The organism is Nitratireductor sp. GISD-1A_MAKvit, from assembly GCF_040819555.1.
In the GTDB taxonomy this organism is placed as follows: domain Bacteria; phylum Pseudomonadota; class Alphaproteobacteria; order Rhizobiales; family Rhizobiaceae; genus Nitratireductor.
In genome coordinates this window covers 218,855-230,283 of the sequence record NZ_CP161919.1, presented here as the reverse complement: position 1 = coordinate 230,283, position 11,429 = coordinate 218,855, and the positions used below count along the sequence as shown (strand labels likewise).

Sequence of the window (11,429 nt, the reverse complement as noted above, 5' to 3'; positions counted from 1 at the left end):
AAATCACACTAATGAGCACCGCGCACAATGCGCGCACACTGGGCGGGGTTATCCTGGAAAGGGCGTCGGATTGCCTGGAGGCGGTTCAATCCGGCTACTCCATACAGGCCGTGAAGTTCACTTTGCGCAAGCCGGAATTCATGCTGAGTGACCTGTCCAATCCTTCTCAGCTGATTTCGCTGCTATCGTCCGAGGATATCCGGCTCTATCACGACCTGATCCGGGAGGCGCTGGAAGCAGAAAGCGCTGAACTGCGCTCCCGGATCATCACCGGTTCCGGCCTCAAAACCGAAATCGCCCTCTACGGGCAGGATCAGGAATCCCTGCAGAAGGAAGGGCAGAGAGTGCAGGAACGCGCCCTCAAGCTGTTCGGCCTGGAAAAGCGTCTTCAGGTCCACAATCCCTTTTGTTCACGGGGGATCGCAAAAAGCCGCAGTATGGATTCCCTCTATTCGCAAACCCTGAGTGAATATCACAAAATCTGCGGAGAGCTGGCACCTTACTACATTGAAGAGTTCCGAAAATACGTAAGCGTTTTCAACCTGAAGACTGTTTATGCAAATCATGCCGTTTGGCAGAAGATCAGAGATCTTGGGCACAATTTTGTATTTATATTGAATTCGGGTCTGCGTTTCTATTTGAGTATGATCAATTCAACCGGGTTGTTTCCGGCTGCATTCTTTGAAGTTCATCGACAGAACGATGCCTATGAGCTGTTCAGGCGCCGAGACGTCGACATGATACAGACTGGTGAGCTGGACCGGGCCAAGCCCACCGTCATCATTGATATCGCCTATACGGGCGGGTCCATTCTTAGGGCGCGGGAGATGATCGAAGAGCGCCTCGGTCCCGGGGCGCAGATCGTCACAGTCGGCCTGTTCCCGAAATCCTTCGAAGCGGTGAACCGTCTCGATTACTGCGTCTATGCGGGGCGCCTGATCCGGCTGTCCGAACGGCGCTATTCGCCCTTGGATTGGCACACGGAATTACTGCTGGAAGACCATGATGATAAACACTGAGATTCCTTCAGCCACTGGTAGAAGATCTCGGTATTTTCTACAAATCACGCGAGAGGTCGTGCAGACTTGGCAGGATCTGAAAGATCAGTCCGACAGCGATATTGAAAGGGTCTTGTTTGAGATCATAAAAAACGTTCTTCCGAATGCCATGTGCTTCGGTGAAGAGACGAGCCCGCCCTTTCAAACAGCGGAAGGCGTAACCGCGTTCCTGATCGATCCTGTCGACGGCAGTCATAACCGAGAGCGTGGGCTTCCCTATTATTCCGTCTGCATTGCGCAATACGACCTGGGGCGGGTCAGTTGTTCGATGGTCTTCGTTCCCGAGTGGGCGACGCTCTATCTGGCCCTTGAGGGCAGGGCCTACCGGTCTACACCTTTCGGGATGGACGAAATCAAAGTGCGCGCGCCCGTTCCGCCGCCAGACAGGGCTATATCCGTCTTCAAGCGCCAGTTTCTTTCCGGAGGCAACTACCCTGAAAAGATCCGGACCATCTCCTGTTCGTCCATTGAATTGTGCCTGGTCGCACAGGGCGCTCTGGACGCATTCGTCGACCAAACGGGCTATGAGAAGCAATGTGACATTGCGGCGGCATTGTACATTCTGACCGCAGCGGGTGGACACTATCACTACGACTGCCCGGTCGATCCTCTCAGTGGAGCCGATCCAGACTGGCTTCGCCCTCGTCGCCTGATAGCCGCTTCTCAAGAGGTATATTTAGATGAGTACAGCTGGAATCCATGACGCTATCGACCTGAAAATTCAAAGCTTGGCCGATGGGGTGTATTATGATGCGCCCTTCCTGAAGCAGTATGCCTCCAACAGCAACGCCATCGGCAAGCGGCGTGCCTATGGCAACAGCGACCGGCTGCCTGCCGATCTCAAATCACAGAAAGTGCCCCCGGAATTTTCCGTCGGCCCGTTTGCCATCGCGGTCAATTACAGCGCGCGAGGCCAGGTCAGGCTGGTCTGCGAGGGGAACCGGTATCTTGCCGTGACCGAAGAGGGCGGCGAATATGAGGTCAGTTTTACGGAAACACCCCGTTTTTACAACGCCAGTATGTCGAACGGCCAGCCGGTTCAGCATTATGCGACCGTCTATGGCCGGTCCACGCTGGGATTCTTCACTCCAGGGGTATGTTATTATTTCGCAGCGGGCACCGAGTGCCACTTCTGTTCGTTGAAGGATACAAGGAAGACGCTCAAGAAGGACATTTCTCACTTCATCAAGCCGCAGGATGTGCGTGAGGCAATCGAACGTATCGCAGAACTGGATCCTGGCACCTTCAACAAGGTGATGCTGAACGGCGGCAACCTGAAAAATCATGACAATGGGTTTCTCAATCACATCCGCATTGTCGAAGAGATACGCGAAACATGCGACCGGCTGGGCCTGACCATTCACCTGATCACCATGCCGCCGGTTACAACCTGTCTGATCGATGAAGCCAAGGGCCTTATCGACAAAATCGTGTTCGATCCAGAAATCTATGATGAGGCGCTGATGCACCTGATCTGCCAGGGAAAGGCCGAAGATTTTGGCCGTGCCGGCTATGAGCGGTCCTTCCTCCGGGCGATCGATGCGCTGGGCGTGGGTAAGGTACATGCGGGACTGATAGCGGGCTTCGAAAGCATCGACAGTCTGTCACGAGGCTTTGAATATTATGGCGCCATGGGCGTCATTCCGGCGGTCAACATTTTTCATCCGGACCCCGGTACGACGCTTGAGAATCTAGTGCGTCCCACGCAGGATTTCATCCGCGCGGCACTGGAGGAACTGACGAAAGTGTATCATCGGGTGCCGGGGGCCACACCGTTCCTTCCCAACTCCGGTCGCAATGCAATCGATACAGAAGCCTATGAAGCCGCAAAATACGAAAAGCGTACGACAGAGGTCGTGTAAGACTATGCACAAACAACCCGTATTCGTGAATATCGAGGGTATCGACGGGGCAGGAAAATCCACCCTGGCAGCGGCGCTCCATCAGAAGGGCTTGGCAGAGAACCAGTCGATCAAGCTGCTTGAAAAACGCAACCTTTATGGGCTGACACCGTATAAGCAGCATCATCTGTCCGCCATTAAGGGTGTCCTTTGGGATTACTCCGATGACGACCCGATCGAGAGCTTGGGAGACAATCACTGGTATCATCTGATCTGCTGTTGGTATCATGCGATTTCAGAGGAAATCCGCAACAGCCGCGCCGATATCATTCTATGTGATGGCTATTACTACAAATATCTGGCTCGATTTGCGCTGAAAGAGAATGCCGATATCGACTATCTAAGAGCCGCCTACCGGCCGATCCGGCAGCCCGACATCAACGTTCTGCTCGATATTGACCCGGCAATTGCGTTTCAGAGGAAGAAAATGCTGAAACGATCTGAAAGTGGAGCCTTTAACGGCTTTGTACTGCAAGACGTCCGAACGTCCTTTATTGACTATCAGGGGCAAGTCAGTGCCATCCTTGAGCGGGAAATGAGGCTATCCGCAAATACCATCAAGGTTGACGCCTGCAACGCTCTAGACGACACCGTTGCGGAAGTGTGGGAAAAGGCAACCCTGGAGACTATGGAAAACTCGTTCTCGACTTAGCGTAAAATTTTGCACTTTCCCGGAGCCGCCCCCACCTGCCGATCTTTCTGGCGCTGACGGCAGGTTTCACGGTTCAGCAGCAGCGCTTTCTCGCATTCAGAATTGCGATTTTCTCGGCCATCATGTGCGCGGTCATCCTGTTTGCCGGACAGGCGATCATCGGGTTCTTCGGCATTACGGTGGATGAGTTTCGCGTCGCCGGCGGCATCGTTCTGGCGCACATCGCCTGGTCGATGCTGAATGGGAGCGGTTTTTCTTCCCACCACGGAACCGAGAGCGAGCAGGATCACATGGGCGATCTTTCGGGGCTCGCCTTCTATCCGATCGCCTTTCCGATGATCGTTGGTCCCGGCACCATCGCAACGCTGATCATCTATGCGGGACATGCCGGCGGGTTGGAGGCAACACTGGCTGTGGGCGCTGTTGTTGCCATTATTCTGGCGGTTCTTTTCGTCGTGTTTTTCTTTGCATCATTCATCGGACGCGTGTTGAGCGAAACCATGAGCGTGATCACCTCGCGGCTCATGGGCATGATCCTGCTCGCCATCGCCGTGGAGATGATCGTCGCAGGTGTGAAAGCCGTGTTGCCGGGTCTTGCCTGACGAGCAACTAGGCCGAACCGCGCAGCGCCTTCACCAGCCGCATGGAGCGGCGCATTGCCGTCAGGGCTGCGCCGATGGCGACGATCCAGAGTGCCACCGTCAACACCTCGCCACGCCCGTGCCACAGCGGTTCGAAGAGTGAGAGCGCGGCGGCAAGGGTGATCGCAGCCATGCGATGCGGCTTGGCCATGGGCCCCGAAAAATCCGTCTCCTGGCCGCAGGCGCGACCAAGCTCGCGCACATAGGCGGTGAGAACGGCAAAGCCGGCCGTCGCCCAGCCGAGAGCTGGCAGACCGACGCCATAGCCCACACCGATGAGGATCACGATATCGGCAACCCGGTCCGGGAACTCGTTCCAGAAAGGGCCGTCCGGCGATGCCTTGCCTGCCTCCACGGCGACCATGCCGTCGAACAGATTGCAGAGAAGGCGGCATTGGACAAAAAGACCGGCAAGCACAAGAAGCGCAAGGCGTGCGCCGCCATGCGCCTCACCGGACTGCCAGAAAGCCAGCCCGGCAAGTGCTGCAAAGCCCATGCTGGCCATGGAAATCTGGTTGGGTGTGATGGAGGTGGCGGCAAGCCTGCGGGCCACGGCCTTCGCCCAGCCCGTGTCGCGACTGGCGAGAGGGCGGCGGTTTTCGGTCTTGTTCATGTGAGAGACCACCAGTAGCGCACGAGATGAAAGAAGATGGGGGCGGAGAAGATCACCGAATCCAGCCGGTCGATGAAGCCGCCATGCCCGGCGATCAGATGCCCCCAGTCCTTCACGCCACGGTCGCGCTTGATGGCCGACATGACGAGCCCGCCGAAAAAGCCCATGAGCACGATGACGAAGGACAGGAGCCCCGCCTGAACAGGCGTGAAGGGTGTCATCCAGAACAGGGCAGCACCAACCAGCGTGGCGCTTAGTGCGCCGCCGATAAAGCCTTCAACCGTTTTGGAAGGAGAGAGTTTTGGCGCGATCTTCGTGCGCCCTAGCAATTTCCCCCAGACATATTGCAGCACGTCGCTCGACTGCACCACCACCACCAGGAACGCGATCAGAAGCAGGTTGCGCCCCTCATAGCCGGGGATCTGCAACGTCAGCAGTGCCGGCACATGGGAGACGCAGAAGACGCAGATCATCAGCGCCCACTGCACTTCCGCCACCCGCACAAGGAAATGGTCCGTGTCACCGCGCAGGGCCGAGACGATCGGCATGAGGAGAAATGCATAAACCGGTACAAGGATCGAATAGAGCCCGTACCAGTCGATATAGACGAGGTAGTACTGAACCGGCAGCACGAGAAAAAATGCGCAGGCCAGTGCCCAGTGATCGCCGCGCCGTGTGTCTGTCAGCGTCACGAACTCGCGCAGGGCGGCGAAGGACGCAAATGCGAAAAGCAGAATGGCACCGAGCCGGCCGAAAAGCAGCGCTCCGCCCATGAGAACGATCATCACCCACCAGGCATTCACCCGGTCGTTCAGATTCTCGATGACCGCATTGGAGCCATCGGGCGAAAGCCTGCGTTTGAGAAACTGTCCCACGAGGGAGGCAAGCAGAAGCACGGCGGCCAGTCCGCCAAGCAGCTTCAGAAGGTCGATCTGGTGCCCGGTCATCACGCGCTGCCTTCTTCAGTTCCGGAGATGGATAAGAGCGCGGCGCGCGCCCGCGCGAGAAATGCGTCTTTCTTTTCTCCTGCATCCAAACGTAGCGGTGCGCCAAAGGTCACCGTGCAGATCAGCGGAACCGGCACGAACTCACCCTTTGGCATCACCCGGTTCAGATTGTCGATCCAGACGGGCACAAGATCGATCTCCGGTCGCGCCTTGGCCAGGTGGAAGATCCCGCTCTTGAAGGGCAGGAGAGGGTTGTCCGTTTCATTGCGTGTACCTTCGGGAAAGATGATGAGCGAAGCGCCGCCATCCAGTGCATCCGCCATCTGCCTGATCGGATCGTCGGCCCGTGTCCTGCGGTCGCGATCGATCAGCACCGCATTGAACACATCCCGGCCGATGAACCGGCGGATAGGCGATTTGAGCCAATAGTCCGCTCCGGCGACCGGTCGGGTCTGCCGGCGCATGTTGGCGGGTAGAACCGTCCACAGGAGAATGAAATCGCCATGGCTGACATGGTTGGCGAAGTAAACGCGTTGCCGGGGAACGGGCTCGATGCCATCCCACACAGCCCGCACAGCGGTAATGAAGCGTGCGAACAGCGTTATTCCGCCAGCTGCCAGCCGCGCCAGGATTGCCATCTTGTCCTCAAGTCCGAATCCGATTCGATTCTGCTTCTTGTATAGGATGCATGAACACATGGCCAAGCGCATGAGCACATCCCCCCGCCCGGCATGAAGTTTCTATATCGCAAAAGGTATGGACAATGCATTCCGCAGATGGTGTCATCCAGCCGTAACAATAGGCGATCAAGAGAGACCGGCACAATCCGGCGCAGGACGCTAAAGGGAGATGAAAAATGAAATTTCGCGCAATGCTATCCGCGGCCACGGCGTTATCCATGGCACTTCCGGCAATGGTCGGCGTCGCTCAGGCGCAAACCCAGGTCCAGTTCTGGCATGCCTTCACCGGTCGTCTCGGTGAACTTCTGGAAAAGCAGGTCTCCGACTTCAATGCCAGCCAGGAAGACTATGAGGTTGTTGCAACCCTGAAGGGCAACTACTCGGAAGCCCTGAATGCGGGCATCGCCGCCTTCCGTGCCGGCGAGCAGCCGCACATTCTGCAGGTGTTCGAGGTCGGCACCGCCACGATGATGGCTGCCAAGGGCGCGATCAAGCCCGTCTATGAAGTGATGGCCGAGGCTGAGGCCGAGTTTGACCCGAACGCCTATCTTGCACCGGTGGCGGGTTATTACACCAACACGGACGGCGAAATGCTGTCGCTGCCGTACAACTCCTCCACACCTGTTCTTTACATCAACAAGAATGCACTGGAGGAGGCCGGTCTCGATCCCGAGGCGAAGCCTGCCACCTGGCCGGAAGTCGAGGAGCTGCTCGTCAAGCTCAAGGAAGCCGGTTCCGAGTGCCCGCTGACGACGGCATGGCAGTCCTGGATTCACCTCGAGAATCTCAGCGCCTACCACAATGTACCCTTCGCCACGGAAGCCAACGGCTTTGCCGGCACCAACACCGAACTCGCCTTCAATGGCGATCTGCAGGTGCAGCACATCGACAAGATGGGCGAATGGGCCAAGGAAGGTCTCTTCAGCTATTCGGGCCGTCGCAACGAGGGCGGTGCACGCTTCCGCTCGGGCGAATGCGCCATGTTCACCGAATCGTCAGCCGGCTATGCCGGTGTGAAGGCCGAGACCGACTTCCCCTTCACCGTGACAAACCTGCCTTACTGGCCGGATGCGGAAGGTGCGCCCTACAACACGATCATCGGCGGTGCTTCGCTGTGGGTCATGTCGGGCCATGAGGCGGAGGAGTATGCCGGTGTTGCCGCATTCCTGAACTATCTCTCCAGCGCCGAAGTGCAGGCCCAGTGGCACCAGGATACCGGTTATCTGCCGATCACCACCGCCGCCTATGACCTGACGAAGGAGCAGGGTTTCTACGAAGAAAACCCTGGCACCGACATCGCCATTCTGCAGATGACGGGCAAGGCTCCGACGGAAAACTCCAAGGGCATCCGTCTCGGGAATTTCGACCAGATCCGCGCCATCATCGATGAAGAGCTGGAAGCCGTCTGGCAGGGTCAGAAGGACGCCAAAGCGGCGCTCGACGAGGCCGTGAGCCGCGGCAACGAGCTGCTGCGCCGCTTCGAGCAGTCGACGCGATAAGTCTTTGAAACCCACAGGGCCGGCGGATGATCTGCCGGCCCTGTCATACCTGGTCGGCCCATGGAAAAGCGCGTTACCTTCGACAACCGATTGCTGCCCTATCTGCTGCTCGCACCGCAGCTCGCAGTGACGATCGTTTTTTTCTTCTGGCCAGCCGGTCAGGCCCTTTACCAGTCGCTGCTTCTGCCCGATCCGTTCGGGCTTGGGGCGCGCTTCGTCTGGTTTTCCAATTTCGAGTATCTTTTCAACGACCGGTATTATCTCCAGTCATTCGTCACCACGGCCGTCTTCACCTTTTTCGTGACGCTGGTTTCCATGTCGGTCGCGCTGCTTTTCGCCGTGATGGCCGATCAGGTCATCAAGGGAGCGGGGGCTTACAAGACGCTGCTCATATGGCCCTATGCCGTGGCGCCTGCCGTGGCCGGCGTCATGTGGCTCTTCATGTTCCAGCCATCCATCGGCGTGATCGCCTATTACATGAAAGCCATGGGCGTCGACTGGAACCCCGTTCTCAATGGCGGTCAGGCGATGACGCTGGTCATTCTCGCGGCCGCGTGGAAGCAGATCAGCTACAACTTCCTGTTCTTCCTGGCCGGTTTGCAGGCGATCCCCAAAAGCCTGATCGAGGCGGCGGCGATTGATGGTGCGGGCAAATGGCATCGTTTCCGCACCATCATCTTCCCGCTATTGTCGCCCACCACCTTCTTCCTCCTGGTGGTCAACATCGTCTACGCCTTCTTCGAGACCTTCGGCATCATCCACACCATGACGGCGGGCGGGCCGGGCCAGTCCACCACCATCCTCGTCTACAAGGTCTATTCCGACGGCTTCGTCGGGCAGGACCTCGGATCATCCGCCGCCCAGTCCGTCATCCTGATGGTTGTCGTGGGCGTTCTGACCGTCATCCAGTTCCGCTTCATCGAGCGGCGCGTGCACTATTGAAGGGGGGCGGAACATGGTTGAAAAACAGGGCTTAGGAACAATCCTGATGCACGCGATGCTGATCATCGGCATCGCCATAGTCTGCTTCCCGATCTATCTCACCTTCGTTGGCTCGACGCTGACGCATTTCGAGATCATCCGCCCACCCATGCCGCTGGTGCCGGGACCGCACTTCCTCGACAACTACAGCGAAGCGCTCACCTCCGGCATCACCGCTCCGGTGGGGCGCATGCTGTTCAATTCCTTCGTCATGGCCATGGGGATCGCCATCGGCAAGATCGCCATTTCGATCCTGTCGGCCTATGCGATTGTCTATTTCCGCTTTCCGTTTCGCATGTTCGCCTTCTGGGCGATCTTCATGACCCTGATGCTGCCGGTGGAAGTGCGCATCGTGCCGACCTATGAGGTCGTGGCTTCGCTCGGGATGCTCAATTCCTACACGGGCCTGATCCTGCCGCTGATCGCCTCGGCGACCGCCACATTCCTCTTCCGTCAGTTTTTCATGACCGTGCCGGACGAGCTTGTGGAGGCTGCGCGGGTTGATGGTGCCGGGCCGCTGCGCTTCTTCAAGGACATTCTCTTACCGCTCTCGGTGACCAACATCGCGGCCCTTTTCGTGATCCTGTTCATTTACGGGTGGAACCAGTTCCTCTGGCCGCTTCTGATCACCACCAAGCCGGAAATGAACACCATCGTGATGGGTCTGAAACAGATGATGCCGACCGCCGACGACTACGGCAACTGGCCCGTGACCATGGCCGCCGCAACACTGGCCGTTTTGCCGCCGGTGGCGGTGGTGATCTTCATGCAGCGCCTTTTCGTCAAGGGCCTCGTCGAGACAGAAAAATAGAAGGACCGGAATCGGCATGGCGACGATTTCCATACGCGACGTTCGCAAATCCTACGGTAAGACCGAGGTCATTCATGGCGTCAGCCTGGATGTGGCCGATGGCGAATTCATCGTCATTGTCGGCCCGTCCGGCTGCGGGAAGTCCACGCTCTTGCGCATGGTGGCCGGGCTTGAGCGCATCACCGCCGGCACGATGGAAATCGGCGGTCGGGTGGTCAACGATCTGGAACCGCGCGAGCGCGACATCGCCATGGTGTTCCAGAATTATGCGCTCTACCCGCACATGTCCGTCTTCGACAACATGGCCTACGGGCTGAAGATCGCCGGCAAGACGAAGGAGGAAATCCGCCAGCGCGTCGACCAGGCGGCCGCCATGCTGCAGCTTGAACCCTATCTCGACCGCAAGCCGCGCGCGCTTTCCGGGGGGCAGCGACAGCGTGTTGCCATGGGCCGCGCGCTCGTGCGCAACCCTGCCGTCTTCCTGTTCGACGAACCGCTGTCAAACCTCGATGCCAAGCTGCGTGTGCAGATGCGGCTAGAGATCAAGCAGATGCAGCGTTCCGTCGACACCACCGCGCTTTACGTGACCCATGATCAGGTCGAGGCAATGACGCTCGCCGACCGGCTGGTGGTGATGAATGCCGGCATCGCCGAGCAGATCGACACGCCGATGGCTGTCTATGAACGCCCGGCAACACGCTTCGTCGCAGGCTTCATCGGATCCCCGGCGATGAACATTCTGAAGGGAAGCGTTTCGGGAACCGATTTCGTGCTGGAGGGCGGTGGAAAACTTGCGCTCGATGCCCAGCCGGCCGAGACGGGCCGTCCGCTCCTTTTCGGCGTGCGGCCCGAGCATCTGCAGATTGCCTCGGAGAAAAAGGCAACGCTTCATCTTTCCGTCACGGCGGTCGAGACGCTCGGAGCCGACACGCTCGCCCACGGCACGCTTTCAGGCGCCAATGGTGCCGGCGGCGAGCTGGTTGCCCGGCTACCCGGCAGCGCGAAGGTGGCGCCCGGCGACACGCTGCCGCTCACCGTTCAAGAGAACATGACCCATCTCTTCGATGCGGAGACGGGCAAGCGCGTTGAATGATCAGCCGCAAAGCGGGTGCGGCATGTAGCCGACAAAGCCGGTGATCTTCCAGCGCCCGTCGATCCTGGCGCAGAAATAGAGCGTCTGCCAGTTCAGCCGGTCGACGGTGCCGTCGGCCCTTGGCGACACTGCCATTGAATTTCTTGTGCAGCACCGCGCGGTCGCCGTCGATGTCGATGTCGCGCATGTTGGTTACGCGGAAAAGCGCCTCGCGCAGCGGCTCGGCAAACTCGGTGGCCGCCGTTTCCTTGCCCTGTCGCAGCCATTCGTCGCGATAGGTTTTTACGTCGGGATACTGCAGCCGCCAGGAATCGGCATCATTGAGAAAATGCGCGTGCATGCCGAAGAAGCGGTCCTCGGCAAAATCTCCTTCCACCATCGACCAGTCCTGCGAAAGGAACGCGTCGATGTCTCGTCGCACCAGCATTTCCCATAAGTAATGACGGTCGGCGTCGTCTTCAGGGAAGGGGTTCTTGTCGTAAGTCATCGGCTTCTCCATGAGAGCAATTCCGGGAAAAGTGGAAACCGGTTTTCCGTCCGGAATTGCGTGAAA

12 protein-coding genes and 1 pseudogene are annotated in these 11,429 nt (G+C 58.2%); 9 read left to right on the top strand and 4 right to left on the bottom strand.

The window, feature by feature from the left end:
• Positions 1–11: 11 nt before the first annotated feature.
• Genes AB2N04_RS01040 through AB2N04_RS01020 form a run of 5 tightly spaced genes read left to right on the top strand, consistent with a single transcriptional unit; the run spans position 12 to position 4,213 of the window.
• Complete coding sequence (locus AB2N04_RS01040) at positions 12–1,019, top strand: hypothetical protein (RefSeq protein WP_367714301.1); 1,008 nt, start codon at positions 12–14, stop codon at positions 1,017–1,019.
• Between the two features lie 58 nt (positions 1,020–1,077).
• On the top strand, positions 1,078–1,761 hold the full coding sequence (locus AB2N04_RS01035) for an inositol monophosphatase family protein (RefSeq protein WP_367714300.1): 684 nt from the start codon (positions 1,078–1,080) through the stop codon (positions 1,759–1,761).
• On the top strand, positions 1,739–2,920 hold the full coding sequence (locus AB2N04_RS01030; RefSeq protein ID WP_367714299.1) for a radical SAM protein: 1,182 nt from the start codon (positions 1,739–1,741) through the stop codon (positions 2,918–2,920). Before AB2N04_RS01035 ends, AB2N04_RS01030 begins: the two co-directional genes overlap by 23 nt.
• Positions 2,921–2,945: 25 nt before the next feature.
• Positions 2,946–3,611, top strand: a complete 666-nt coding sequence (locus AB2N04_RS01025) for a dTMP kinase (protein WP_367714298.1) — start codon at positions 2,946–2,948, stop codon at positions 3,609–3,611.
• A gap of 35 nt (positions 3,612–3,646) precedes the next feature.
• The gene (locus tag AB2N04_RS01020) at positions 3,647–4,213 is read left to right on the top strand and encodes a MarC family protein (RefSeq protein ID WP_367714452.1); all 567 of its coding nucleotides are present in this window, start codon (positions 3,647–3,649) and stop codon (positions 4,211–4,213) included.
• Positions 4,214–4,220: 7 nt separating this feature from the next.
• Here AB2N04_RS01020 and AB2N04_RS01015 read toward each other — a convergent pair whose 3' ends face one another.
• Genes AB2N04_RS01015 through AB2N04_RS01005 form a run of 3 tightly spaced genes read right to left on the bottom strand, consistent with a single transcriptional unit; the run spans position 4,221 to position 6,450 of the window.
• Positions 4,221–4,865, bottom strand: coding sequence for a CDP-alcohol phosphatidyltransferase family protein (locus tag AB2N04_RS01015; RefSeq protein ID WP_367714297.1), 645 nt, complete (start codon positions 4,863–4,865; stop codon positions 4,221–4,223).
• On the bottom strand, positions 4,862–5,812 hold the full coding sequence (locus tag AB2N04_RS01010) for a phosphatidate cytidylyltransferase (RefSeq protein WP_367714296.1): 951 nt from the start codon (positions 5,810–5,812) through the stop codon (positions 4,862–4,864). Before AB2N04_RS01010 ends, AB2N04_RS01015 begins: the two co-directional genes overlap by 4 nt.
• Positions 5,812–6,450, bottom strand: a complete 639-nt coding sequence (locus tag AB2N04_RS01005; RefSeq protein WP_367714295.1) for a lysophospholipid acyltransferase family protein — start codon at positions 6,448–6,450, stop codon at positions 5,812–5,814. Before AB2N04_RS01005 ends, AB2N04_RS01010 begins: the two co-directional genes overlap by 1 nt.
• Before the next feature lie 218 nt (positions 6,451–6,668).
• Here AB2N04_RS01005 and ugpB point away from each other — a divergent pair, with 218 nt between their 5' ends.
• From ugpB to AB2N04_RS00985, 4 genes are read left to right on the top strand one after another with little or no spacing between them, the layout of a single operon-like run.
• Positions 6,669–7,991: a sn-glycerol-3-phosphate ABC transporter substrate-binding protein UgpB gene (gene ugpB / locus AB2N04_RS01000; RefSeq protein WP_367714294.1), complete on the top strand. Its 1,323-nt coding sequence runs from the start codon at positions 6,669–6,671 to the stop codon at positions 7,989–7,991.
• Between the two features lie 60 nt (positions 7,992–8,051).
• Complete coding sequence (gene ugpA, locus AB2N04_RS00995; protein ID WP_367714293.1) at positions 8,052–8,933, top strand: sn-glycerol-3-phosphate ABC transporter permease UgpA; 882 nt, start codon at positions 8,052–8,054, stop codon at positions 8,931–8,933.
• 13 nt (positions 8,934–8,946) lie between these two features.
• A complete protein-coding gene (gene ugpE, locus AB2N04_RS00990) occupies positions 8,947–9,783 on the top strand; it encodes a sn-glycerol-3-phosphate ABC transporter permease UgpE (RefSeq protein WP_367714292.1) in 837 nt (278 codons plus the stop codon).
• A gap of 16 nt (positions 9,784–9,799) precedes the next feature.
• Complete coding sequence (locus AB2N04_RS00985) at positions 9,800–10,876, top strand: sn-glycerol-3-phosphate import ATP-binding protein UgpC (RefSeq protein ID WP_367714291.1); 1,077 nt, start codon at positions 9,800–9,802, stop codon at positions 10,874–10,876.
• On the opposite strand, the pseudogene AB2N04_RS00980 reads toward AB2N04_RS00985, so the two are convergent.
• A pseudogene (locus AB2N04_RS00980) lies at positions 10,877–11,363 on the bottom strand (hypothetical protein).
• Positions 11,364–11,429: the final 66 nt, after the last annotated feature.